This window comes from Buttiauxella sp. WJP83 (assembly GCF_027594725.1).
Taxonomy (GTDB): Bacteria; Pseudomonadota; Gammaproteobacteria; order Enterobacterales; family Enterobacteriaceae; genus Buttiauxella; species Buttiauxella selenatireducens.
The window spans coordinates 4,457,198-4,482,483 of record NZ_CP110080.1; the positions used below are offsets into that span (position 1 = coordinate 4,457,198).

The 25,286-nt window shown below is 51.6% G+C and carries 24 protein-coding genes, 4 tRNA genes and 1 other RNA gene; 9 read left to right on the plus strand and 20 right to left on the minus strand.

The features are described 5' to 3' along the window. Positions 1 to 12: 12 nt before the first annotated feature. Positions 13 to 966: an HTH-type transcriptional regulator MetR gene (gene metR, locus OH773_RS20575; RefSeq protein WP_270141479.1), complete on the plus strand. Its 954-nt coding sequence runs from the start codon at positions 13 to 15 to the stop codon at positions 964 to 966. Here metR and OH773_RS20580 read toward each other — a convergent pair. From OH773_RS20580 to pldB, 3 genes are all read right to left on the minus strand, one after another. Further along, complete coding sequence (locus OH773_RS20580; protein ID WP_270141482.1) at positions 854 to 1,753, minus strand: carboxylate/amino acid/amine transporter; 900 nt, start codon at positions 1,751 to 1,753, stop codon at positions 854 to 856. The genes metR and OH773_RS20580 overlap by 113 nt on opposite strands. A 108-nt stretch (positions 1,754 to 1,861) precedes the next feature. After that, entirely contained in the window at positions 1,862 to 2,668 is an 807-nt protein-coding gene (gene yigL / locus OH773_RS20585; RefSeq protein WP_183273118.1) for a sugar/pyridoxal phosphate phosphatase YigL, read from the minus strand. Positions 2,669 to 2,699: 31 nt separating this feature from the next. Further along, positions 2,700 to 3,692, minus strand: a complete 993-nt coding sequence (gene pldB / locus OH773_RS20590) for a lysophospholipase L2 (protein WP_270141484.1) — start codon at positions 3,690 to 3,692, stop codon at positions 2,700 to 2,702. A gap of 79 nt (positions 3,693 to 3,771) precedes the next feature. On the opposite strand from pldB, the gene rhtB reads away from it, so the two are divergent. Beyond that, a complete protein-coding gene (gene rhtB, locus OH773_RS20595) occupies positions 3,772 to 4,392 on the plus strand; it encodes a homoserine/homoserine lactone efflux protein (protein ID WP_270141486.1) in 621 nt (206 codons plus the stop codon). Between the two features lie 15 nt (positions 4,393 to 4,407). On the opposite strand, the gene rhtC is transcribed toward rhtB, so the two are convergent. The 3 genes from rhtC to pldA form a co-directional block, all read right to left on the minus strand. Further along, complete coding sequence (gene rhtC / locus OH773_RS20600) at positions 4,408 to 5,028, minus strand: threonine export protein RhtC (protein WP_270141488.1); 621 nt, start codon at positions 5,026 to 5,028, stop codon at positions 4,408 to 4,410. 172 nt (positions 5,029 to 5,200) lie between these two features. After that, the gene (gene recQ, locus OH773_RS20605) at positions 5,201 to 7,030 is read right to left on the minus strand and encodes an ATP-dependent DNA helicase RecQ (protein WP_270141489.1); all 1,830 of its coding nucleotides are present in this window, start codon (positions 7,028 to 7,030) and stop codon (positions 5,201 to 5,203) included. Between the two features lie 43 nt (positions 7,031 to 7,073). Then, positions 7,074 to 7,943, minus strand: coding sequence for a phospholipase A (gene pldA / locus OH773_RS20610; protein ID WP_183273113.1), 870 nt, complete (start codon positions 7,941 to 7,943; stop codon positions 7,074 to 7,076). A gap of 172 nt (positions 7,944 to 8,115) precedes the next feature. On the opposite strand from pldA, the gene OH773_RS20615 reads away from it, so the two are divergent. Together OH773_RS20615 and rarD are read left to right on the plus strand one after the other, a co-directional pair. After that, entirely contained in the window at positions 8,116 to 8,586 is a 471-nt protein-coding gene (locus OH773_RS20615; protein ID WP_183273112.1) for a thioesterase family protein, read from the plus strand. A gap of 51 nt (positions 8,587 to 8,637) precedes the next feature. Continuing rightward, a complete protein-coding gene (gene rarD / locus OH773_RS20620; protein WP_270141493.1) occupies positions 8,638 to 9,552 on the plus strand; it encodes an EamA family transporter RarD in 915 nt (304 codons plus the stop codon). 38 nt (positions 9,553 to 9,590) lie between these two features. Here the strand turns inward: rarD and corA are convergent, their stop codons facing one another. From corA to lptM, 8 genes are all read right to left on the minus strand, one after another. Continuing rightward, a complete protein-coding gene (gene corA / locus OH773_RS20625; protein WP_183273110.1) occupies positions 9,591 to 10,541 on the minus strand; it encodes a magnesium/cobalt transporter CorA in 951 nt (316 codons plus the stop codon). Positions 10,542 to 10,704: 163 nt separating this feature from the next. Next, positions 10,705 to 10,761, minus strand: coding sequence for a YsgD/CorL family protein (gene ysgD, locus OH773_RS22475; protein WP_367597360.1), 57 nt, complete (start codon positions 10,759 to 10,761; stop codon positions 10,705 to 10,707). 205 nt (positions 10,762 to 10,966) lie between these two features. Then, positions 10,967 to 13,129, minus strand: coding sequence for a DNA helicase II (gene uvrD / locus OH773_RS20630; protein ID WP_270141495.1), 2,163 nt, complete (start codon positions 13,127 to 13,129; stop codon positions 10,967 to 10,969). Between the two features lie 66 nt (positions 13,130 to 13,195). Further along, a complete protein-coding gene (yigB, locus tag OH773_RS20635) occupies positions 13,196 to 13,912 on the minus strand; it encodes a 5-amino-6-(5-phospho-D-ribitylamino)uracil phosphatase YigB (protein ID WP_270141497.1) in 717 nt (238 codons plus the stop codon). Then, positions 13,912 to 14,817: a tyrosine recombinase XerC gene (gene xerC, locus OH773_RS20640; protein WP_270141499.1), complete on the minus strand. Its 906-nt coding sequence runs from the start codon at positions 14,815 to 14,817 to the stop codon at positions 13,912 to 13,914. Before xerC ends, yigB begins: the two co-directional genes overlap by 1 nt. Continuing rightward, a complete protein-coding gene (locus tag OH773_RS20645) occupies positions 14,814 to 15,518 on the minus strand; it encodes a DUF484 domain-containing protein (RefSeq protein WP_270141501.1) in 705 nt (234 codons plus the stop codon). The genes xerC and OH773_RS20645 overlap by 4 nt, the downstream gene beginning before the upstream one ends. After that, entirely contained in the window at positions 15,515 to 16,339 is an 825-nt protein-coding gene (dapF, locus tag OH773_RS20650) for a diaminopimelate epimerase (RefSeq protein ID WP_183273103.1), read from the minus strand. Before dapF ends, OH773_RS20645 begins: the two co-directional genes overlap by 4 nt. A 38-nt stretch (positions 16,340 to 16,377) precedes the next feature. Continuing rightward, the gene (lptM, locus tag OH773_RS20655) at positions 16,378 to 16,584 is read right to left on the minus strand and encodes an LPS translocon maturation chaperone LptM (RefSeq protein WP_270141504.1); all 207 of its coding nucleotides are present in this window, start codon (positions 16,582 to 16,584) and stop codon (positions 16,378 to 16,380) included. Between the two features lie 128 nt (positions 16,585 to 16,712). On the opposite strand from lptM, the gene cyaY reads away from it, so the two are divergent. Next, positions 16,713 to 17,033 carry an iron donor protein CyaY gene (cyaY, locus tag OH773_RS20660; protein ID WP_270141507.1) on the plus strand — a complete coding sequence of 107 codons (321 nt, stop codon included), beginning with the start codon at positions 16,713 to 16,715 and terminating at the stop codon, positions 17,031 to 17,033. A gap of 2 nt (positions 17,034 to 17,035) precedes the next feature. On the opposite strand, the gene cyaA is transcribed toward cyaY, so the two are convergent. Then, positions 17,036 to 19,588 carry a class I adenylate cyclase gene (cyaA, locus tag OH773_RS20665; protein WP_270141509.1) on the minus strand — a complete coding sequence of 851 codons (2,553 nt, stop codon included), beginning with the start codon at positions 19,586 to 19,588 and terminating at the stop codon, positions 17,036 to 17,038. A 281-nt stretch (positions 19,589 to 19,869) separates the two neighbouring features. On the opposite strand from cyaA, the gene hemC reads away from it, so the two are divergent. Genes hemC through hemY form a run of 4 tightly spaced genes read left to right on the plus strand, consistent with a single transcriptional unit; the run spans position 19,870 to position 23,972 of the window. After that, the gene (gene hemC, locus OH773_RS20670; protein ID WP_270141511.1) at positions 19,870 to 20,811 is read left to right on the plus strand and encodes a hydroxymethylbilane synthase; all 942 of its coding nucleotides are present in this window, start codon (positions 19,870 to 19,872) and stop codon (positions 20,809 to 20,811) included. Then, positions 20,808 to 21,548 (plus strand): uroporphyrinogen-III synthase, encoded by a 741-nt coding sequence (gene hemD / locus OH773_RS20675; RefSeq protein ID WP_270141513.1) that lies wholly within the window; start codon positions 20,808 to 20,810, stop codon positions 21,546 to 21,548. Before hemC ends, hemD begins: the two co-directional genes overlap by 4 nt. A gap of 25 nt (positions 21,549 to 21,573) precedes the next feature. Further along, entirely contained in the window at positions 21,574 to 22,773 is a 1,200-nt protein-coding gene (gene hemX / locus OH773_RS20680; protein WP_270141515.1) for a uroporphyrinogen-III C-methyltransferase, read from the plus strand. Positions 22,774 to 22,775: 2 nt separating this feature from the next. Continuing rightward, entirely contained in the window at positions 22,776 to 23,972 is a 1,197-nt protein-coding gene (hemY, locus tag OH773_RS20685; RefSeq protein WP_270141518.1) for a protoheme IX biogenesis protein HemY, read from the plus strand. A gap of 565 nt (positions 23,973 to 24,537) precedes the next feature. On the opposite strand, the gene OH773_RS20690 is transcribed toward hemY, so the two are convergent. From OH773_RS20690 to OH773_RS20710, 5 genes are all read right to left on the minus strand, one after another. Then, positions 24,538 to 24,667, minus strand: a non-coding RNA gene (locus OH773_RS20690) — RtT sRNA. Between the two features lie 36 nt (positions 24,668 to 24,703). Continuing rightward, positions 24,704 to 24,780: transfer RNA gene (locus OH773_RS20695), tRNA-Pro, on the minus strand. 37 nt (positions 24,781 to 24,817) lie between these two features. Beyond that, a tRNA-Leu gene (locus tag OH773_RS20700) sits at positions 24,818 to 24,904 on the minus strand. 16 nt (positions 24,905 to 24,920) lie between these two features. Next, positions 24,921 to 24,996 (minus strand) — tRNA-His (locus OH773_RS20705). Positions 24,997 to 25,074: 78 nt separating this feature from the next. Next, positions 25,075 to 25,151, minus strand: a tRNA-Arg gene (locus OH773_RS20710). Positions 25,152 to 25,286 lie beyond the last annotated feature (135 nt).

Here is a 25,286-nt window from a genome sequence, read left to right on the forward strand (position 1 = left end):
TGAAGGACTTTCATGATCGAGATCAAACACCTGCGGACGCTCCAGGCGTTACGAAATTGTGGCTCTTTAGCCGCTGCCGCTGCCGCGTTGCATCAGACCCAATCGGCGCTCTCTCATCAGTTCAGCGATCTGGAGCAGCGACTTGGGTTCCGCTTGTTTGTCCGTAAAAGTCAGCCACTGCGCTTTACTCCTCAGGGTGAAGTGCTATTGCAACTGGCAGAACAAGTGCTGCCGCAGATTAGCCGTGCGCTTCAGGCCTGCAATGAACCGCATCAGACAACGTTGCGTATCGCCATCGAATGCCATAGCTGTATTCAGTGGCTGACACCCGCATTAGAGAATTTCCACAAAACCTGGCCGCAGGTGGATCTGGATTTCAAATCAGGTGTGACGTTCGACCCGCAGCCCGCGTTACAGCAAAGCGAGCTGGATATCGTTTTGACCTCGGACATTCTGCCGCGCAGCGGTCTGCACTATTCGCCCATGTTTGATTATGAAGTGCGCCTGGTGCTGGCAACGGATCACCCGTTAGCGAACAAAACACGAATTGATCCGGAAGATTTGAGCAGCGAGACATTGTTAATTTACCCGGTGCAGCGCCAACGATTGGATATCTGGCGACATTTCCTGCAACCCGCAGGCGTGAGCCCTATGCTTAAAAGTGTGGATAACACGTTGCTGTTAATTCAGATGGTGTCGGCACGTATGGGCATTGCCGCGCTGCCGCATTGGGTGGTGGAGAATGTGGAGCGCCAGGGTCTGGTGGTAACTAAAACCCTGGGCGAAGGATTGTGGAGCCGGTTGTACGCCGCCGTTCGCGATGGCGAGCAGCGTCAACCGGTGACAGAAGCGTTTATTCGCTCGACGCGTTCACACGCTTGCGAGCATCTGCCGTTTGTGAAGAACGCGGAGCGACCCAACGGCGATGCACCCATAGCGAGGCCATTATCACCGTCCCACCAATGATAAAACTCGGCCAGTGGGGCTGTTCTTGCCAGATGGCGAGGTTAACCAGCAGCCCTGCCGGAACATGCACGTTGTTCATGATGCCGAGCGTTCCTGCATCCACCTGCGTCGCACCATAGTTCCACATGAAATAACCCAGCCCTGACGCCACGACACCCAGCCACACCAGGATGCCCCATTGCAGGTTGGTAGTCGGGAGTTTTTGCGGATTCCCCAGCACAAACCAGGCGCTTACCGCCACAATGAATGCGCCAAGATAAAACCATGAGAATGCGCAATGCTGCGGCATCGGACGCGTTTCCATCAAACGTTTGTAGCCCACCATGCCGATAGCAAAGCAGATGTTGGCCGCCTGCACTAACAGCAGGCCAGTCCAGAAGTGATCGCTCACTTTGTCATAGCGAATAATCGCCGCGCCAACCACCGCCAGCCCTGCACTGAGTGCATAACCCCAGCGCAGCGGCCTGCGGCTGAGCAAATCGTAAATCAGCGTGATATACAACGGTGTCAGCACGGTGAACAACAGGAATTCTGAAACCGTCAGGTAGAGATAAGCCTGGAAGCTAAACAGGTACATCACACCGAGTTGCAGCGCGCCTACCAGCATATACAACAGCAACGTTTTCGCGCTGTAACCTTTAAAACGCAGGAACGGCAGGAATACTAGCGCCGCAAGCCCGACGCGCATCAGCACCGAAAAATAGCTGTCGACATGCCCGGCAAGGTATTCGCCAATCAGACTAAATGAGAAGGCCCACAGGATTGTGGTGATGATCAGTAACGGCACGATGAAATCTCTACAACAGGTTATGCCTTATTGTAGCGAAGGGTGTTGGCAGAGGCTTAGCTATTTGGTTGACGAGTGGCGATTAAATCGCCACTCAATATCGGCGAATTAATCTTTACCGAGGAACATCTTACGCAGGTAATGTGGAACGGCGTTATCGGCGTTGGTGCCAATCACTTCCAGCTCTGGCAACAAGTCTTTCAGGCGTTGGTGGGCATTGCCCATGATGCAGCCTTTACCCGCCATGCTGAGCATTTCTGCGTCGTTCATGCCATCACCAAAGGCGATGCACTCTTTCAGGCTGTAACCCATTGCTTTAGATACCGCTTCCAGCGCGTGACCTTTGGATACCCCACCCGCCATTACTTCCAGGCAAGTGAGTGTCGAGAAGCTGACATTGACTCGGTCACCCCAACGGGCAATCAACGCTTGCTCAAGCGGCAGCAATTTTTCGTGTGAATCACAGGTGAAGAACACTTTGCTAATACCATCAGCGTCCAGCAAACCTGGCTCAAACAGGCTGTAATTAAATACGGCCTCTTTAAAATATTTCATCTCTTCAGGGCGATGGCGGTTCATGAACCATTCGTCGCCACGGTAGACGTTGGTCACGATATCTTGATGGGTATGCACGACACCAAACAGATCACGGGCGATGTCCTGATCAAGATCGTGGCTGAATACCAGGTTGCCGTCAGTATCATGCACACGCGCACCGTTGGAGGTGATCATGTAGGCTTTGATTTCGAGGTTATCGCGGATTTGCCCCACATCGATATGGTGACGACCCGTTGCAAAGACGAAATGTACCCCTTCAGCGGTGAGCAATTTCAGCGTTTCTTTGGCGTATGGGGTGAGCAGGTGATCGGGGGACAACAACGTGCCATCTAAGTCAGACGCAACGACATGGTACATAGGATTTGAAACCTCAGGTGTTGAATTCAGATTAATTATGCCTATCAAAAAACGTGATAATGGCATTCAGCGCTTCGGTCCGTATATCGTCCTTTTCGAACAGGATCTCATGATATGCACCGTTTATGACGTAAGGTTTTTCCCCCTCACAAGGGTTGCCCGCCGTGGCTCGAAGTTCACAGAATTGGTCATGCGCGCGATTATCAACGACGCGTTCCTCTTCTGCCTGCAGGATAAAAATCGGCGTGGTAATCGCAGTGGCTCCTGCTAAAACCTGTTCTCCTGCGAGTATCCCTTCTCGTACCCAGTGATTCGTTGGCCCACCTACCCGCAATGCTGGCTCGTCAGCATAAAAACGTAGGTTTCGGCGGTAACGTTCACGGCTATGGGTCAGGACATTAACGCTAAATGGTAATGCGCGCCAGCGGCCTGTTCCGATTGCGTACCCCTCACGAAAACGTTGATGCCCTTCCGCCCAATCAAGAATATGACGAACCATCCAGTCCGGCCAGCGCAAGGCAATGCCAAACATCGGTGCACACAGCGCAACGGCATCAAAGCATTGTGAGTTCTTTTCCAGCCACAGCGTGATAATCGCCCCGCCCATGGAATGCGCTAACGCGTAGCGTTTTCTCCACGGGCCATTCGCGACTTCATGCTGATAAAAGCGATCAAAATCGTCGACATAGTCGCTAAACTTCGCCACATGCCCGCGATGTGAATCCGAGAGCATGCGTCCAGAACGGCCTTGCCCACGATGGTCGATGATTAAAATGTCGAATCCACAATGGAACAGGTCATAAGCCAATTCAGCGTATTTAACATAGCTTTCGATACGCCCAGGGCAAACCACAATCACCCGGTCGTGATCCTGCGAGCGAAACCGTACATAGCGTACCGGCACTTCGTCGACGCCTGAAAATTCACACTCTTCACGACTTCGCCAGAAGTCCATCAGTGGACCCGTGGTGAAAGCGGTAAAGGCATTTTCACGGGTTTTCCATCCATTTCTATGCTGAGTCATTTCGCTTTTTTGTGATTCGTAGCACGCTCATCAACAATAGCGTATTGTGGCATAAAAGTGTTCGATCAGGGAATTTCACATGAGCGTTGAATGGTGGCTTACCTACCTTGTTACCACAATAATTCTGAGTCTTTCACCCGGTTCCGGGGCAATTAATACCATGACGACCGCTATCAGCCACGGCTATCGTGGTGCGGCGGCGTCTATTGCCGGACTGCAAACTGGCCTTGCGATTCATATCGTACTGGTAGGTATTGGCCTGGGAGCCATTTTTTCGCACTCGTTACTGGCGTTTGAAATTTTGAAATGGGCGGGTGCTGCTTACCTTGTCTGGTTGGGTATTCAGCAATGGCGTGCCGCAGGGGCGATAGATTTAAATACGATAGCGGCCAGCCAGCCACGTAGTCGCCTGTTTAAACGTGCGGTTTTTGTGAATCTCACCAATCCAAAGAGCATTGTCTTTCTCGCGGCACTGTTCCCGCAATTTATCGCACCCCATCAGCCACAAGCGGCACAGTATTTAATACTCGGCGTCACCACCGTGGTGGTCGATATTATTGTGATGATTGGCTATGCGACGCTGGCGACACGTATTGCGGGCTGGATTAAAGGGCCACGTCAGATGAAAGCGCTGAACCGAGTGTTTGGTTCACTGTTTATGCTGGTGGGCGCGCTCTTAGCTGGAGCGCGCCAGGCATAACATCAGAGGAAAGGATTAGCGGGAGATGATCAGGTGAATACCGAATCCGGCAAACAATGCGCCCGCGAATCCATCAATCCATTTAGCAAGGCGCTGGTAGCCCCGGCGCATTTTCGGCAGCGCAAATAAACTGGCAACTACCGTGAACCAGGCCAGCGTTTCCAGTGAAATCAAAACAAACAAGCCCCAACGTTCTGCACTACCCACATCATCTCCGACAAACAGTGAGAACACGCTGCCGAAGTAGATAATCGCTTTTGGGTTTGCCAGGTTGGTGAGTAAGCCTTTTACAAAACTGCGCCCGCTACGAGCCAGTTCAACATTCGGTGTTTGCTCGGAAGGCTTCTCTTTCTTCAATGCGCCACGCAGCATCTGGTAGCCCATCCAGCAAAGATACAAACCACCGCCAACCATGATGATGTTGTGCAACCACGCCATTTTTTCCAGAATCAGATGCAAACCCAGCAGCGCTACGCCTGCCCAGATCATGACACCCATGGTAATTCCCAATACACCCATCATCGCTTCTTTACGAGAACGGCTAACTGCAGTCTGGGAAACAAAGAAAAAATCGGGGCCGGGGCTCATCAGCGCAACGATATGCACTAATGCCACCGTGAGGAAGAGCATCAACATAGGAGTTAACTCGCGGGATAATTATTTGGAGAATTACTATACCCTAAATAATTCGAGTTGCAGGAAGGCGGCAAGAAAAAGAGTCCCGATGAGCTTACTTGAGTAAGTGATTCGGGCGACTGAACGTAGCCAACGCACCTACAACTTGAAGTATGACGGGTATAACTGGCTACTACTCATCTTCGCCATCAACATGGCTGCGAATCAGTGCCATGAACTCACGACCAAAGCGTTCCAGCTTACGTGTTCCAACACCATTCACGCCCAGCATTTCACCTGGGGTGATCGGCATCTGCTCGGACATTTCAATTAATGTCGCGTCGTTAAACACGACGTAAGGTGGAATGTTTTCTTCATCGGCAATGGCTTTGCGCAGTTTGCGCAGTTTGGCGAACAGCTTGCGGTCGTAATTGCCGCCGAACGATTTCTGGCTGCTGCTGCGGGATTTAACCGCGACGATACGCGGCACGGCAAGCATTAGAGGTTCTTCGCCGCGCAAGAACGGGCGAGCAGCTTCGGTAAGCTGCAATGCGGAGTGCTGGGCGATGTTTTGTGTCACCACTCCCAGGTGAATCAACTGGCGGATAACACTAACCCAATGCTCATGTGTTTGGTCACGGCCAATTCCGTAGACCGGCAGTTTGTCGTGCTGCAAGTCGCGAATACGCTGATTATTAGCGCCACGCAGCACCTCCACCACATAGCCCATACCAAAGCGCTGGTTGACGCGATAAATGGTGGAAAGCGCTTTTTGCGCGTCCACCAGCCCGTCGTAACGACGCGGCGGATCGAGACAAATATCGCAGTTGCCGCAAGATTGCTGGCGACCTTCGCCAAAGTAATTCAGCAATACCAGGCGGCGACAAGTTTGCGCTTCAGCAAACGCCCCCATTGCATTGAGTTTATGGCGTTCAATGTCCTGCAATTGCCCAACCGGTTTTTCTTCCAGACATTTGCGCAGCCAGGCCATATCAGCCGGATCGTAAAATAACATGGCTTCGGCAGGCAGGCCGTCACGCCCCGCGCGTCCCGTTTCCTGATAGTAGGATTCGATATTGCGTGGGATGTCGAAGTGGGCGACAAAACGGACGTTGGGCTTATTGATACCCATGCCGAAAGCTACGGTCGCGACCACGATTTGCAGATCGTCTCGCTGGAATTTTTCCTGCACTTCAGCGCGAACCTGGTGTTCAAGCCCAGCGTGATAAGCACCGGCGCTGATCCCTTTGCTTTGTAGGCGAGCGGCGGTGTCTTCAACCTTGGCGCGGCTGCCACAATAAATAATGCCGGATTTTCCTTTCTGTTCTTGCACGTAACGCATCAGCTGATCGAGAGGTTTAAACTTCTCCATCAGCATGTAGCGAATATTCGGTCGGTCAAAACTGCTGATTTCAATAAACGGATCGTGCAGGCCTAAAAGGCGAACAATATCAGCACGAGTGGTGTCGTCAGCGGTGGCGGTGAGGGCAATAAATGGCACCGTGGGCAGGCGCTCACGCAACTGGCCCAATGCGGCATATTCTGGTCGGAAATCGTGACCCCATTGCGAAATACAATGCGCTTCGTCGACCGCCACCATCGAGAGATGCCATTGGCTGAGTTGATCGATGAAGTTGTCCATCATCAATCGTTCTGGGGCGATATACAGCAGGCGAATTTGCCCGGTACGACAACCCGCAAGCACTTCTTGCTGCTGCTCGCGAGTTTGCGTTGAGTTAAGACAGGCCGCCGCAACGCCGTTTGCCAGCAGTTGATCAACCTGGTCTTTCATCAAAGAAATCAGCGGCGAAACCACGACGGTCAGCCCACCGAACACCAGTGCCGGGATTTGATAACACAGTGATTTGCCACCACCAGTCGGCATAACAACCAGGCAATCACGCCCTTCCAGCACCGTTTCGATGATGGTTTCCTGACCCGGGCGGAACTGTTGGTAGCCAAAGGTATCTTGCAAAACCTGCCTGGCCAGCACTGCCTGATTAATGACTTCCGCCTGTGTCACGCTTTCCCCACCACAAATACCGCCAGTTTTTAAAACAAATCGTTTAGAAAAGATCGTTAAGCATAACGCCGACACCAAAGCGTGTCTGGTTAAAGTTGTAATCAATTAATGATTCGCCATAGCCACTGTACAGTTGGCTATAAAGGCGCACGTGTTTAGTGACCGGATAACTAAAACCTAATTCTGCGCCGCCGTAACCGGTATTCCAGTTGTACTGGCCTTTCATGCTCAGAATTGCATCACCAAACTGGTAGCCGACTCGCAACTGGTAGTAGCCCATATATTTGGTGATATCAGGGTTATCGTCGGTGCTGCCAATGACATACCACGGCTTCACTTCCACCATCCAGTTGCCATTTTCAGCCATCAAACGCGTGTATAAACGGTTCCAGCTGCGGGACGTTGGGTCTGAACGGCCATTGGAATCGTGATTATAACCAAATTCGACATCACGTAATGTCCAACCCGCAAAGGATTCATCGGTCGCAAAACCAAGGAAAACTTGCGGTTCGTAGTTGGTTTCACGGAAAGGTGCAGACTCTTCACTGTTTGATAACTGCCACCAGGATTTCTGTGTGTAGGACGCGCCCAGTACCGAGTTTGATCCGAAAATGCCACGCCAGATTGGGAACGCGAGGCTAAGCTGGAATTTCACTTCATCTTTCTTGGCATTTTCAGACCAGTTGTAGGTTTTGATCGCTTCTTTATTGAGGTCGTCTGTCACCGTATAAATTAAATAGTTGGTTTCATACGGATAAAGTGTGAATGGATTATCGTGTTCCAGAAGCATATTGGCGATGATGCTGCCGCGTACAGCAGGCGTATCGTGCACTCTTTTAATCGTTGCTTCCTGTGCGTAAGCAGTCAGCGGTAGAAGGCTCGCCGCCACTAACCATCCCAGAAACTTGCGCATTGGCAATATTCTCCTGAACAAAAAGGTTTCAAATTATTTTCTCCGACACATTTTACATAGATATGCATGCTCAAGCTCTGTCTACCTTTCTTAAAGTGGAAATCAACGATTTGGAAGCATAAAATAAACAATTAATTAACATTGTGCCGTTATTCTTATTGAGGAAGGATCCATGTCCACCCCATTTCTAAGCCCTGAGGCCGCCCTGCAACTGGTCGGTGAGATTTTTGTTTATCACATGCCATTCAACCGCGCGCTGGGACTGGAACTTATCCGGTATGAAAAAAACTACGCTGAACTGAGCTTTAATAACCAGCCGATGATGGTGGGGAACTGGGCGCAAAGTATTTTGCATGGTGGCGTCATTGCTTCTTCTTTGGATGTCGCAGCAGGCCTGGTTTGTGTCGGCAGTACGCTGACCCGCCACGACAGTATTAGCGAAGAAGAACTGCGTCAGCGTCTGTCAAAAATGGGCACTATCGACTTACGTGTCGACTACCTGCGTCCGGGTCGTGGGCAACGATTTACCGCCAGTAGCAGCCTGCTACGTGCCGGGAATAAAGTGGCGGTTGCACGCGTGGAATTACACAACGAAGAACTGGTGCATATCGCCAGCGCAACCGCCACCTACATGGTGGGGTGAAAAGGTAATTCCTGTTACTATTTGCTTACTATTCATCAACGAGTTCCTTTCATGGATGCGAAACAAACCCGCCAGGGCGTGTTACTTGCGCTGGCGGCGTATTTTATTTGGGGCATTGCGCCTGCTTATTTCAAATTAATCCACTACGTCCCAGCAGATGAAATCCTGACGCATCGCGTGATTTGGTCGTTCTTCTTTATGGTGGTGTTGATTAGCTTGAGCCGCCAGTGGCCGCAGGTGAAAAAATCCTGTCAAAACCGTAAGAAGGTTTTTGCAATGGCGCTGTCTGCGGTGCTGATCGGCGGGAACTGGCTGCTGTTCATTTGGGCGGTGAATAACAATCACATGCTGGAAGCGAGCCTCGGTTATTTCATCAACCCGTTGGTTAACGTGGTACTGGGGATGATCTTCCTCGGTGAGCGGTTCCGCAGAATGCAGTGGATCGCCGTGGCACTCGCAGCCTGTGGCGTTCTGGTTCAGCTTTGGACATTCGGCTCGCTTCCGATTATCGCTCTTGGCCTCGCGTTCAGCTTTGCGTTTTACGGGCTGGTGCGTAAGAAAATCGCCGTCGATGCACAAACGGGCATGTTGGTGGAAACACTGTGGCTATTGCCGATTGCCGCAATCTATTTGTTTGGCATAGCAGACAGCTCAACCAGCCATATGGGGCAAAACCCAATGTCGCTGAATTTATTGCTGATCGCAGCAGGTGTCGTCACGACGATTCCGCTACTGTGTTTCACCGCAGCGGCAACACGCTTGCGCCTCTCGACGCTGGGTTTCTTCCAGTATCTTGGCCCTACGCTAATGTTCCTGCTGGCCGTGACGTTCTACGGTGAAGTGGTAGGCAAAGATAAGATGCTGACCTTCGGGTTTATCTGGGCAGCACTGGCGTTGTTTATTCTTGATGCGGTTTATACGCAACGAAATTCGCGTATTGCGTCCCGAACGGTGGCTGATAAGTAACAAAAAGGGAGCCAATTGGCTCCCTTCTCAGTTAAGTCTCACAACCAATTCTTGCGCTTGAAGTAGAGATACGGTGCAAGCCCCGCCAAAATCATGACGATAATCGCCGCAGGATAACCGAAGCTCAGTTTCAACTCTGGCATAAACTCGAAGTTCATCCCATAGCTGGACGCCACAAGCGTTGGCGGCAGGAACACGACCGATACCACCGAGAAGATCTTGATGATGCGGTTCTGCTCGATGTTGATAAAGCCCATCGCCGCCTGCATCAGGAAGTTAACTTTCTGGAACAGGGATTCGTTGTGCGGCAACAGGGATTCGATATCTCGCAGGATTTCACGCGCCTGCTCCAGTTGCCCACTCGGCAAACGCGCTTTACGCACCAGGAAGTTGAGGGCGCGTTGGGTATCCATCAGACACAAACGGACTTTCCAGCCGATATCTTCCAGTTCAGCAAGTGTTGAAAGCGCAGCGTCGTACTCATCGCCTTGATGCCCTTCCATGATCACGCGGCTGAGTTTCTCGAGGTCGCTATAAATATTTTCGATTTCATCTGCCAGCTGTTCGATTTTGGTTTCAAACAGGTCGAGCAGTAATTCGTAAGCGTTGCCGTCCACCATCGCGTTACTGCGGGCGCGCATACGGTAAAGGCGAAATGCAGGTAATTCACGTTCACGAAGCGTAAACAGGCGGCCTTCACGAATGGTGAATGCCACGGTGCTGTTGCCCGCATGATCGTCTGCATCTTCAAAAAAGAAAAATGAGTGGATGTGCAAGCCGTCTTCGTCTTCAAAGAAACGCGCGGATGCTTCGATGTCTTCCAATTCCGGGCGTGTTGCCAGGCTTTGACCAAGTTCCGTTTGCACGCGCTGCCGCTCGTTCTCTTCAGGCTCGACCAAATCAACCCAGACGGAATTGCTCAGGTTGTCGGCCTCGTCTAATTCGAGACGGCACAGACGATTGTTTTCCAGTTGAAATGCGCTCAGCATGACCGGTACTCCCAATGCAAAAAATAACAGGGACAGTTCGGTTGGCACACAGACAGAAACGATATAGGTTTCAGACCATTAAAAAGTCTGACTCATTGCGACGGGATATACGAGATATGAGGTCGCCGACAACCACTAAGGCTATCAGCATAAGAGGATAGCCTTAGAAGTTGTACCTGGATGACAGGTTATTGAGCCAGTATTTACTGGGTGTGTCCAAGGCGAGTGTCCTCTTAGCGTAATCGTGCGCGCATGTTACGCCACCACAAATATGGCGTCAACACGCAACAAGATACCCTTCGTCTTTCAAGTTGCAGGTGCGTTAGCTACGTTCACTCACCCGAATCACTTACTTATGTAAGCTCATCGGGATTCGTTCTCTTGCCGCCTTCCTGGAACTTGAAATCCATTGGGTATATAAAAGATTACACCGCTTCCAGGCGGGCATAAGCTGCCACCAACCACTTGATTCCCTGACCCGGGAATGCCACTTGAATTCGGCTATGTTCGCCGCTTCCTTCAAGATTAACGACGGTACCTTCACCAAACTTCGAATGGCGTACGCGCTGCCCAAGTTTGAAGCCAGAATCATTCTCTGATATTGGCGTTCCCATACGCTGATGGCTGACCGGACGGCTAATGCTTGCACGCAGGCGCACTTCTTCCACGCAGTTTTCCGGCAACTCACCGATGAAGCGTGACGGCCGGTGATAGACTTCTTTGCCATACAAACGGCGCGTTTCGGCATAGGTTAACGTGAGTTTTTGCATCGCACGCGTCACACCGACATAAGCCAGGCGTCGCTCTTCTTCCAGGCGTCCACCTTCATCCAGTGACATTTGGCTCGGGAACATGCCCTCTTCCATGCCGACTATAAAGACTTGTGGGAACTCCAGACCTTTCGCGGAGTGCAACGTCATCAATTGCACCGCGTCTTGCCAGGTATCAGCTTGCCCTTCACCGGCTTCAAGCGCCGCATGGGACAAGAACGCCTGCAAAGGCATCAGGTCTTCGTCTTCATCCTGGTAGCTGAACTGGCGTGTTGCTGTGACCAGTTCTTCTAAGTTTTCGATACGCGTCTGGCCTTTCTCGCCCTTTTCTTGCTCGTACATCATCATCAGACCGGAATCTTTGATCACACGGTCTGTTTGTACGTGCAGTGGCATATCAATGGTTTCATGGGCCAGCGCGTCGATAAGTTCCATAAAACGCTGCAGTGCCGAGGCCGCACGCCCCGCCAGCACTTTTTCTTGCAGCAACAAACGGCAGGCTTGCCACATTGTCAGTTGCTTATCGCGGGAAGTCTGGCGAACAACGTCCAGCGTGCGATCGCCGATGCCACGCGTTGGCGTGTTTACCACACGTTCAAATGCAGCATCGTCGTTGCGGTTGGCGATCAGGCGCAAATAAGAGAGCGCATCTTTGATTTCCTGGCGTTCGAAGAAGCGCATGCCGCCATAAATGCGGTACGGCATCCCGACCTGCAATAACGCTTCTTCAAGGACACGTGACTGGGCGTTGCTGCGGTAAAGAATCGCGCATTGCTCCAGTGCCCCGCCGCTTTCCTGCCACGTCTTGATGCGGTTAACGACGAAACGCGCTTCGTCCAGTTCGTTGAAAGCGCAATACAGTGAAATCGGTTCGCCGTCGGCTCCGTCTGTCCACAGCTCTTTGCCCAGGCGGCCTGAGTTATTCGCAATCAAGGCGTTGGCGGCATTCAGAATGTTATTGGTGGAACGGTAGTTTTGCTCAAGGCGAATGGTTTGTGCGCCAGGGAAATCCGTCAGGAAGCGCTGGATGTTCTCGACCTGCGCACCGCGCCAGCCATAAATGGACTGGTCATCATCGCCAACGATCATCACTTTGCCGGTGTCGCCCGCCAGCATACGAATCCACGCGTACTGGATGCTGTTGGTATCCTGGAATTCGTCCACCAGAATGTTGGTGAAGCGTTCGCGATAGTGATTGAGGATGTGCGGTTTGTTCAGCCAAAGCTCATGCGCACGCAGCAGCAGCTCGGCGAAATCCAGCAAGCCCGCACGGTCACACGCTTCCTGATAGGCCTGATAAATTTTTTGCCAGGTTTGTTCTACCGGATTGCCATAGCTTTCAATGTGATGAGGACGTAACCCTTCGTCTTTCTTACCGTTGATAAACCACATCGCCTGGCGTGCAGGCCACTGTTTATCATCCAGATTCATGGCTTTAATCAGGCGTTTTAACAAGCGGAGTTGATCTTCGCTGTCGAGGATTTGGAAATCCTGCGGCAAATTCGCGTCCATGTGATGCGCGCGCAGTAAACGATGTGCAAGGCCGTGGAAAGTACCGACCCACATTCCGCCCTGGCTGGTCCCCATCAACTGGCCGATACGATGGCGCATTTCCGCCGCCGCTTTGTTGGTGAACGTCACGGCCATAATGGAATATGGCGAGCAATTTTCGACGCTGATCAGCCACGCAATGCGGTGAACCAATACGCGTGTCTTACCACTGCCCGCTCCCGCCAGCACCAACATATTGCTACGCGTGGCTGCGACGGCTTCGCGCTGTTTGTCATTGAGGCTGTCGAGCAGGTAAGAAACGTCCATTGGCACCGCCACGTAAGAGAAGTGGCGGTTAGCCACCCCTGGAATTTTATACAGAGTTGTTGATGATTATATCAGCGCGGTGAGGGATGCCAACTGCGAAATTTCCAGATGTGGCAATAAACGGCTGTCATCAATCTGCATCAAGTCGCCATCACGCAAGTTTATCCAGCACGCCTGTAACCCACTGCGAATCGCCCCTGCGACATCCGTCGTCAGGTCATCGCCAACATGCAGGATATGGCCGAGCGGAACATTTAGCTTTTCTGCAGCCAAATGATACATGTCGTTGAAGGGCTTGGAACGCCCGTGAGGACCCGCTCGCAAGACAAACTTAAAGTATTGATCGAGGCCAAAAAGATGGGGCTCGGCGTTACCGTTGGTAATCGCCACCAGCGGCCACTTTTTAGCAAGTGCAGCCAGCGTGTCGTGAGTTTCTTGCGGCACGTCGATTTGACTACGCCAGTGGGCAAAGTTCTCCATCGATGCCTGTGCGCCTGCGGAGGCTTCCTCTGCCGAAAGGCCCGCGTTTAACATCGCTTGTTCTACCGCACGGCGACGCCATTCGGTGACATCGTGATAAATTTCTGGCTCTGCGAGGCGCAGCGCATGTCGAATACGCAAAAAATCGGGACGCTGAAGATGGTTTAGCTTCGGATGGTAATTCTGCACGAAGCTCATTGATTCCCGCTCGGTACGCTCAATCACCGCACGGTTGTCGTACAGCGTATCGTCGAGATCAAAAGTGAGCGCGGCAATAGTCCCTAATGGGCGGTAAAAATGCATTACGATTTCCCTCGTTTAGCGCGTGGATGGGCAGCATCATACACTGAGGCTAAGTGTTGGAAGTCGAGATGGGTATAGATTTGCGTCGTGGAAAGATTGGCGTGGCCTAATAACTCCTGCACGCCGCGCAAATCACCGCTGGATTCCAGCATATGCGTGGCGAAAGAGTGACGCAGTTTGTGTGGATGTACATGGCTGTTCAGCCCCTGTTTTATCCCCCACTCGCTAAAACGTTTCTGGACGTTGCGCGTCGAAATACGCTTCCCTTGTTTTGAGAGAAACAGCGCGTCGTCATCCGGACCAAAAAGCTCGCGTAAATCCAGCCAGTGTTCAACCCAGATAACCGCAGATTTCCCCACCGGAACCCGACGCTCTTTGCTGCCTTTCCCCATCACCCAAACTTCACCCGTCGTCAGGTCGATATGACGACAATCCATATTCACCAGTTCAGAAAGACGCAGCCCTGCGCCGTACATGACTTCCAGCATTGCCCGGTCGCGTACCGCAAGCGGATCGTTAATGTCGATATCCAGCAGACGGCTAACGTCATCGACATCAATATTTTTGGGCAGATGACGGCCAGCTTTCGGCGTCGTTATGCCTTTTGCGGGATTGGCCTTGAGTTCGCCCTGGCTGACACACCAGTCAAAGAAACTGCGAAGCGCGGAAAGACGTAATGCCAGGCTTGACGGCCCAAGACCTGCCTTGCGGCTGCGAACGGCCAGGGAACGAACCACAGCTGCATCGCACTGCTGCCAGGAGCTTAACTTCATCTCAGCGGCAAGGCCGATAATCGCCGCCAACTGACGACCATAATTGAGCAAGGTCAACGGGCTTAGCTGGCGCTCGACTTTCAGGTAGCGCAGAAAGCCATCAACAGAGGATTGCAGCGGGGAGACGGTCATACTCGCTCGATCCAACGCTCCAGAAGATCGGGCAGCATCAGCGCCAGTTCGTGCAGTAATTGCGTGCCTTGCCCTTCCTGGTAATGCTGAGGATCGCGGCTACTGAACACCAGCACCCCTAAATCCGCATCACTTCCTAACAGCGACAGTGCCACAGAACCAATAGCTTTTGCCTGGGGCAAAACCACCAGCAATTCAGGGCCGTTCAGCGATCCGAGATAATGCTGTCGGTCGCCCAGGCGTTGAATGCGAAGCGGCTCGAAAGCCTGCCGATTGAGTGCCAAATGAGTAAAATCAGAAGGAGCACCAATCCGCCAACGGTCTGCAAAAAGACGCACATTCGCGCCAGCCAGACCCATTTCACGCGCCCAACGATGCAGACGGTTGAGCATTTCCTGCAAGCTGGTTGCAGACGCCAGGCGGCCCTGCAATTTCAGTAAGCGATAGAAAAGCCCTTCGTTGGCATTCGCTTGTTCCATCAACAGGGTCATGTTTTCTTCAAGAAAATTGATATGGTTACGGCTGCGCGCCATGTGCCACTCAACCAACGATACAGTACCGCGCACCGGATGCGGGACTTGCATCTGTTCTACATGCTGGGCGTTACGAATAAAGAAATCGGGATGACGTAGCAGATACTCCGCTACAACACGGTCATCCAGTTCCAGTACGGCTTCTTGCTGTTCCTCGGCGTTCTTCATAGATGTATAAATCCATCATAGACATGGGCCGCCGGACCGGTCATAAATAGCGGATTTCCCGGCCCTTTCCAGGCGATATCAAGGCGGCCACCAGGCAGCTCTACGCGAACCTGTTCCGCAAGTATTCCTTGCAAGATGCCCACGGCAACGGCGCCGCAAGCTCCACTACCACAAGCTTGAGTTTCCCCCGCGCCGCGCTCATAGACACGCAGGCGGATATGCTCTTTCGTCACGACCTGCATAAAGCCGATATTCGCACGCTCCGGGAAACGCTCATGGTTTTCCATCACTGGCCCCAATGTTTCCACAGCAGCCGTCGTCACATCATCGACCTGGATAACGCAATGCGGGTTACCCATCGAGACGACGCCACACATAATGGTTTGTTCGGCGGCCCGCATAATATAGGTCTTTTCCGCTTTGTTTGCGCGGAACGGCACGGCGGATGGCTCGAAATTCGGCTCACCCATATTCACGCACACCAGCTCATCTTCGGTCACACTAAGGACCATGCGACCATTGGCGGTACTGACGCGAATATCACGTTTGTTCGTCAGCCCTTTCAGGCGCACAAAACGTGCGAAACAGCGCGCACCATTGCCGCATTGAGAAACTTCGCTGCCATCGGCGTTGAAAATACGGTAATGGAAATCCAGGTCAGGATCGTAAGGTGGCTCAACCACCAGCAACTGATCGAAACCCACTCCCAGATGTCTGTCGGCCAGTCGGCGAATCAGCTCAGGGGAGAAATAGACGTTTTGAGTCACCGCGTCGACGACCATAAAGTCATTACCAAGGCCATGCATCTTCGAAAACTGCATCTTCTGCTCCATATACGCGGCTACTTATCGATAATTAGCTAGTAGACAACCTGAGTCGGTGCGTTATCCGTACCACGATTATTGCGGTCTGGCGACGCCGATTGGGTCTTTTTCTCAGGGCTTACCTGAGTCGCGGGTTTGGTTTTACCATCGGCAGGCGGAAAGTACAGAGGCCCTTTAAGACCGCAGCCAGAAAGACTGAAAAGTGCCAGCATAAATGCCAGTGGGCAGAAAATTTTCTTCATTATTGAGATGCCTGTAATCCAATATTCTGTCTTCTATCATCGCAGGTGATCCCTGAAAAGCAATACTCTTTTCTATTCGCGGGTGTTGCTTTTATACTGCCCTGAAGACGAACAACTGAGAAAAAGATATGAACGACAGTGAATTTCATCGCCTGGCTGATGGCCTGTGGTCAACAATCGAAGAACGCCTGGATGACTGGGATGGGGACAGCGACATTGACTGCGAAATCAATGGTGGCGTACTGAGCCTGAGTTTTGAGAACCGCAGCAAAATTATTATCAATCGCCAGGAGCCTCTGCATCAGGTCTGGCTTGCGACCAAAAGTGGCGGCTACCATTTTGACCTGAAAGGGGATCAATGGATTTGCGATCGCAGCGGCGCTGAATTTTGGGCGTTGCTGGAAGAGGCTTGCACACAGCAAGCCGGAGAGCCGGTTAGCTTTAGCTAATTTTAGCTATTGCTGTACTGTTGAAGCAGCGGTGTTGAGCTATCGTCATGATTAGCTGGCGTCGCTGCTGTGATGGCCTGGTTGCGGAACGGAATGACCTGAGAGCGTCCATCCACTTTCACAATCTGATAAAACTGCGGCAGGTTGAAGTTGATAAAGCTTGAGCCGTAGGTAAAGCGATCGTGCGACGATGAGTAGAAACGGCTAACGTCACGCACTAAATCTTCTTTGCTCCCTTCACAGTGGTGATAGACCTCTGCCCGGTTGCTCTCATCAAGAATGTAGATATTGAATCCTTGATCCTCATTCGCTTCTTCAAAGAAGAATTGAATAATCCCTTCGCTGGCAAACCCATCGACCACCGACGGCAGTTGAACCTGGTTGGTTTCAACTTGCACTGACAAGCCATGCAGTTTGTTATGCGAAATCGCGCCGTAGAACTCGACCGCATTTTCCAGTTTTTGCACCGATACGCTAAGACGTTCGAAGAACAGCCCCCACGTTTGGCCAGAGATCCGCAACGCTTTAAAGCGACCAGGCTCCTGGCGAGTGCTCGACAAACGGAAGTCGATACATTCAGAAACCAGTTGCTGTACTCGAGTGCGAATTAGCCCACGCAGATGCTGGCTATAGCAGAAAACTTCAACGCTATCAGGTGGCGCGGCGTCCTGGTGCATTTTGCCCAGAATCGTTTTCAGGGCTTCAATCATGGACTGCTCACCATTGAAGTGCAGCGTACGCACTTCATTCCATGAGTTGCGGTAAAGCAAATCAACGCTTCCCACCAGGCACTGCTGTTGCTGCCCGAAACTGAATACATCCAGCTTACGGAAATCGAAATGAACAACCTGATTGCGGAATGCCGCTGTCGGGTCGTATTCGAGGTTAACGATAATCGCCAGATGGCGAATTTCACATGGGCTATACAACGCTTTCGCTGTTGGTGCAGGCAAACGCAGCGGGAAATGGTGCGACACATCGGCAACCATTTCCTGCAGTTTTGGCAAATCACAAATACCGTTGCCCTTAATAAACAGACGGGTGCGCGAAGTCAGCAGGCCATTGAAGTAGGCCCATGCCACCAGCTTATTAAGATAACGGTTATATTCCAGCGGTTGATGGCTGATGATGGAATCCATGTTCGGTGCGCGGTTGTACAGATACCAGCCTGAACGGTTGGCACGGCCCGGCGGCACATGGATAAAGGTCAGATTGGGTTCTGACAGATCAGGGGAAATCTGCGGGTTAACCAGTGTCACTTTGCCTGGCAACGCTTCAAACGCCGCATACAATTTACGGGTTAAAACCCCAATATCTTGCGGGCTTGCGCTGACACTCAGATTATTACGGCGCGCGAAACGAATCAGGTTGCGATAGCTTTGCATCATCGCATCCAGAAGCTCGTTATGTGCATCACGAACCTGGTCAATTTTCCAGTTGGCGCGGTTATCCAGCATCGCCAGGCGTGCTTCGTCCCATCCCCAATGTTTGACCAGTTGGCTTAATACTTCACGACGCCAGCCAACGCACGCACGTTCACGGGAAAGTTTTTCGCACACTTTGAGATAGAAGCAACGGCGCACTAAATCCAGACGCGCATTGTCTTCGATTTGCGAAAGATAGTGGGTTACTCGTTCCAACATCATGCAATACGGATCGAGGCCAAAAGAGACTATCTCACCATCATGCAAACGTTGTTTGATGTCTTTTGCCAGCAAACGCGTGTTCGGATATTCCCAGGAGTAAGCTTCCAGCAGCAACGTTTTCAGCACCGCTTTATAGGGGGAGTCGATACTTTTATAGAGCTGCCAAAGGCTGGCACCAAAGTACTCTTCAGCCGAAAGGGAACTTAAACCGCCGAGATCCAGCCACTCGTTTGGTGTGAGCACACCCTGCGAGTAAAGACTCATCACGTAATCGTCGTAATGATCTTCTTCATCTCCCGGAACCATACTCCAGAGAATACGTTTCCCGGCCAGGCGCACAGCAGTGCGATAAAATTCATCCAGCAGCAAGATGTGTTGGGTAGAACCACAGTCTTCGCCGCCCAGGCTCCCACTTTCGTTGTGGCGGAAGCGGTTTTCGTCAATCAGGAAGAAGCTGACTTCTACACCTAAGGACGCAGCCCAGCTTTCCAGCACGCTACATTTACGTTGCAGTAACTGGCGCTCGTCGTTATCGAGCCAGGACTGATGACACACCCAGATATCCAAATCGGATGAACAGCTCTGCCCAACGGACGAGGTGCTGCCCATTGAATAAAGACCTGTGATAGGTAATTCACCCGGATCGGTTTTCTGCGGTGGCATGCCACGCATCAATTCGAGTTCGTTCAGGTAGTGGCGTTGGGTTTCATCAGGCGTGTAGATGCAAATGCCATGTGGAACGTTACCCTCAAGGTAACCTGGCATCAGCGGGTGATGATAATGTAGCAATGTTGGCAGAAGACTGTAGACCTGTTGGAAAGCAGGCCCCATGGCAGCAAGTGCGCGATCTACACGCAGTTGGTTAATGGCATCCAGTCTCTGTTTAAGAGTCTCAATATAGAGGTACAAGACATATCGCCTGATGGTTTCAGTATTTCGAAAAAACCCGTTTCCCGGTTGTTGCCTCTATTATAAACGACAAGGCAAAGAATTGCTGGAAACGTGATCAATTTAACACCTTGCTGGTTGACCGTAAAGAAAGATGCGCTACACGCCAAGTTCCTCTCCGGCTCCCTGCTTTATATTCCATAATACGAAAGACATCCCTCTTTTCCGAAAAACCGTTGAAACTGACAGCCTTCCGTGAAGAGTGGTAGGATGGTCAGGGACGATAATTACGGTAACTAGCAATGTTAGACAATGTATTAAGAATTGCCACTCGCCAAAGCCCATTAGCACTTTGGCAAGCACATTATGTCAAACAACGCCTGATGGCGAACCATCCCCAGCTCACGGTTGAACTGGTGCCTATGGTGACGCGTGGCGACATCATTCTTGATACACCGCTGGCGAAAGTCGGCGGCAAGGGATTGTTTGTCAAAGAGTTAGAACTTGCACTGCTTGAAGGGCGCGCAGATATCGCCGTGCATTCAATGAAAGATGTGCCAGTAGAATTTCCTGAAGGCCTGGGCCTGGTGACGATATGCGAGCGCGATGATCCGCGTGATGCCTTTGTTTCCAACAATTTCGCCAACCTCGATGATTTGCCGGCTGGCAGCGTAGTTGGTACATCAAGCCTCCGCCGCCAATGCCAAATTGCCGAGTGTCGCCCGGACCTGGTCATTCGTTCATTACGCGGGAACGTCGGCACTCGTTTGGGTAAACTCGATAACGGTGATTACGATGCGATTATTCTTGCTGTCGCCGGTCTTAACCGCCTTGAATTGCAATCCCGCATTCGTTACGCCTTGCCAGCTGAAGTTTCTCTCCCCGCCGTGGGCCAGGGAGCTGTCGGCATCGAGTGTCGCCTTGACGATATACGTACTCAGGACTTGATTGAGTCGCTAAATCACGAAGAAACGGCGATTCGCGTCAGCGCAGAGCGCGCCATGAACATGCGTCTTGAAGGCGGATGTCAGGTGCCAATCGGCAGTTATGCCGAATTGATCAATGGCGAGTTGTGGCTGCGGGCATTAGTGGGTGCGCCCGATGGTTCAGTCCTGGTGCGCGGTGAACGTCGTGGTAAACCAGAAGATGCCGAAGCCATGGGTGTTTCCCTTGCTGAAGAACTCCTTGATAAAGGCGCCCGCGAAATTCTGGCCGCTGTTTATGACGGAGATGCTCCGGCATGACGATCCTTGTCACCCGCCCTTCGCCCGCAGGGGACGAGTTAGTGAGCAGACTGCGCGCACTGGGGCAGGTGGCCTATAGCTTCCCTCTCATCGAGTTTTCCCCAGGCCGACAGTTGGACAAACTGCCGGCGATGCTCGCGGGCCTTTCCGCAGGCGATCTGGTTTTCGTACTGTCGCAGCACGTCATACATTATGCTCAGCCACAATTAAGCCAAAATGCAATGTCATGGCCTGCCAATCTTGCCTGGTTTGCGATTGGACGTACGACTGCATTAGCGTTTCATACAGTCAGCCATTTGCCGGTTCGTTATCCACAAGATCGGGAAACGTCGGAAGTCTTGCTACAATTACCTGAATTACAGAATGTTGCCGGGAAGCGAGCGCTCATTTTGCGCGGCAACGGTGGCCGTGAATTGTTAGGTGAAACACTGACAGAGCGCGGTGCAGAAGTGACTTTCTGCGAATGTTACCAAAGAAGTGCCAGAATTTATGATGGAACAGAAGAGGCCTTTCGTTGGCGCGAGCGTGGGGTTTCAACGCTGGTCGTGACGAGCGGTGAAATGCTACAGCAGCTTTATGCGCTCATTCCCGAATGGTATCGAAAAAACTGGTTACTCCACTGCCAACTCTTAGTTGTCAGTGAGCGTCTGGCAGACCTTGCCCGGGATCTGGGCTGGAAAGATATTCGGGTCGCCGATAACGCAGACAATGACGCGCTGCTTCGCGCGTTACAATAAACCTAAAATCAAATGGGACGCTACAATGACGGAACAAAAGAATACCTCCGCCATGATTGAAGAGACCACACCTGCGGTGGAAAGCGCACCGCTTCCAGAACAACCACCAAAAAAAAATCGTAATGGTATTGCCGGGATTGCACTGGGTGCGATTGCTATTGCTATTGCCCTGGCGCTAGGTGGCGGTCTTTACAGTTATGGTAAGCATCAGTCGGCGGCACAAACTGCCAACACTGATGCCCTGGCGACACAGTTAATCGCCTTACAAAAGCAGCAAGAACAGCAGCAATCAGCGCTGGAAACGACTATCAAGCAGCAAGCGTCGGCTCTCGAAGAGTCGAATCGTCAGCAGGCGAATCTGGCGCGTGAGCTCGATGAAGTACAGCAAAAGGTAGCGACCATTTCCGGAAGTGATGCGAAAACCTGGCTGTTGGCGCAGTCCGATTTCCTGGTGAAACTGGCCGGTCGAAAACTGTGGAGCGATCAGGATGTCACTACCGCCGCAGCACTTTTGAAAAGTGCTGATGCCAGCCTGGCAGACATGAATGATCCAAGTCTGCTTGTTGCTCGTCGTGCGCTGACGGATGACATTGCTGCACTGTCTTCTATTACTCAGGTCGATTACGACGGGATTATCCTCAAGCTAAATCAGCTTTCTAATCAAGTCGATAACTTGCGCCTTGCAGACAATAATACCGATGACACGCCGATGGACTCTGATGGGAGCGAGCTTTCAAGCACCGTCACGGAATGGCGTCAAAACCTGGCAAAAAGCTGGCACAACTTTATGGATAGTTTCATTACTATTCGTCGTCGTGATGAAACGGCGGTTCCGCTTCTGGCACCCAACCAGGATGTTTATCTGCGTGAGAATATCCGCTCGCGTCTGCTGGTTGCAGCGCAAGCCGTTCCACGCCATCAGGATGAAACCTATAAGCAGTCACTGGAGAATGTCTCCACCTGGGTTCGTGCTTATTACGATACCAACGACAGTGTGACCAAATCGTTCCTCGATGAACTGGACTCTCTGAGCCAGCAAAGCATCAATATGGATGTGCCGCAAACGCTGGAAAGCCAACCTCTGCTGGAAAAACTGATGCAGACTCGGGTGCGCAATTTACTCGCTCAGCCCGCGGCAAATACGGCAGCACCAGTGCCAGCGCCAACCGAATCTGCCCCAGCCTCAGCACCAGCTCCGGTGCCTGCACCCACTGAAGGAGAATAAGCATGATTAAAGTCTTATTACTCTTTCTGTTGTTGATCGCCGGGATCGTCCTCGGGCCGATGCTCGCGGGTCATCAGGGCTATGTGCTGATCCAGACTGACAATTACAACGTGGAAACCAGCGTTACGGGCCTGGTGATCATTCTTATCCTGAGCATGGTTGTGCTGTTCGCCATCGAGTGGGTACTGCGTCGTGTTTTCCGCACCGGTGCTCGTACACGTGGTTGGTTTGTGGGACGTAAAAGCAGCCGTGCACGTAAGCAAACTAAAGCTGCATTGCTGAAGCTGGCAGAAGGTGATTATCAGCAAGTTGAAAAACTCATGCTGAAAAATGCCGATCATGCGGAACAGCCAGTGGTGAACTATTTGCTGGCCGCCGAAGCTGCACAACAGCGCGGCGATGAAATCCGGGCAAACCAACATCTCGAACGTGCGGCAGAACTGGCCGACCACGATCAGTTACCCGTAGAGATTACTCGTGTACGCCTGCAACTGGCTCGCAATGAAAATCACGCAGCGCGTCATGGTGTGGATAAATTACTGGAAACGGCTCCGCGTCATCCAGAAGTTCTACGTCTGGCTGAAATGGCTTATGTTCGTACCGGTGCGTGGGGATCGCTGCTTGATATTTTGCCAGCAATGGACAAAGTACAGGTTAGTGATGAAGCCCATCGTGCAGAGCTTCAGCGCCAGGCCTGGATTGGTTTGATGGATCAGGCGATGGCTGATCAAGGTAACGATGGCCTGAAAACCTGGTGGAAAAACCAAAGCCGTAAAACACGCCACGAGACGGCGTTGCAGGTCGCGATGGCGGAGCATCTCATTGAATGTGACGATCATGACGCTGCGCAGGAAATTATCCTTGATGGTCTAAAACGCCAGTTTGATGAACGCCTGGTATTACTGATGCCGCGTTTGAAATCAGGAAACCCAGAGCAACTCGAAAAAGCCCTTCGTCAGCAGATCAAAACTCAGAGCGATCGTCCTTTGCTGTACAGTACACTGGGACAGTTGCTGATGAAGCACGGTGAATGGCAACCCGCATGCGAAGCATTCCGCGAAGCCATCAAACAGCGCCCTGATGCGTTTGATTACGCCTGGCTGGCAGACTGTCTGGATCGTCTGCACCAACCTGAAGAAGCGGCGACCATGCGTCGTGACGGTCTGTTGTTAACGCTGCAAAATAATCCTAATCAGTAGTCACTAAGGGCGAAATTTTTCGCCCTTTTCCTCTCTCGCTTTCCTTTCCTGAATGCAAAAAAAAACACCTGCCAAAAGGCAGGTGTTAAAACAGGTCTGTATGACAACTAAGTGGTGCTTCACTCAACGTTATGTCCATGGTGTTGGATGAGGTCTGAAAGACGACATCTGTCGGTGGACGATAAGCACCGTAAATCGGCTCTGCGTCATTCCTGGGTTTATGAAGCCTAAGCAAACATAAGAAGTGGAATGAGCATCTACAGATATATTATTGCACGATACGTGCCAGGGTTGTATTCAAAATTAATATGAACATGCAATAGCTTTGCATTCAGCAAGTTAACAGTAGACGCCCCACTGTCAGATCCATTGATCTCACGCTTTAACTCCATCGTAATAGTGTCTCTTCCTGGCGACACCAATATGATTTAATAAAATTTATATTAATTATCAAATGGTTATAAGTCACCAAACGACGACAAATAAAACGACAATGTCGTGAAATTGAGACTGACTAAAGCACAGACGCAAAAAAGCCAACCCGAAGGTTGGCTTTTTCGAAATTTGGTCGGCGAGAGAGGATTACTCGCCACTGCGTGACTCGCCCTGCGGGCCGTTGCTAAAGCAACGTTGTCTCGCTTCGCTCGGCTCAAACCTCCTTCGGAGGTTCTCATCCTCTGTAAACTATAGACGTAAAAAAACCCAACCTTGCGGTTGGGTTTTCTTGAATTTGGTCGGCGAGAGAGGATTCGAACCTCCGACCCACTGGTCCCAAACCAGTTGCGCTACCAAGCTGCGCTACTCGCCGAAATACTGCTTTTACTTCGTACTACTTAACTTAGAGATGGTGCGAAGAGAGGGACTTGAACCCTCACGTCCGTAAGAACACTAACACCTGAAGCTAGCGCGTCTACCAATTCCGCCACCTTCGCAATATCACTAAATTAATGGGGTGGCTAATGGGACTCGAACCCACGACAACTGGAATCACAATCCAGGGCTCTACCAACTGAGCTATAGCCACCACTGAAAACTTTATTTGCACGGCCAACTTTCTTAGAAAGAAGTGCCGCCGCAGCTCCAACGCCCTTCTTAATAAAGATGGTGCGCCCGACAGGATTCGAACCTGAGACCTCTGCCTCCGGAGGGCAGCGCTCTATCCAGCTGAGCTACGGGCGCATAGCGCCGTTGCGGGGTCGGATATTACGGCCTTCATGCTCGGCTGTCTAGTGCTTATTTAAATAAAATGCGCATTTGGTCATGCTTTGCACATTCTGATGATTATCCAGCCAATTTCACCCTTCAAACTCACTT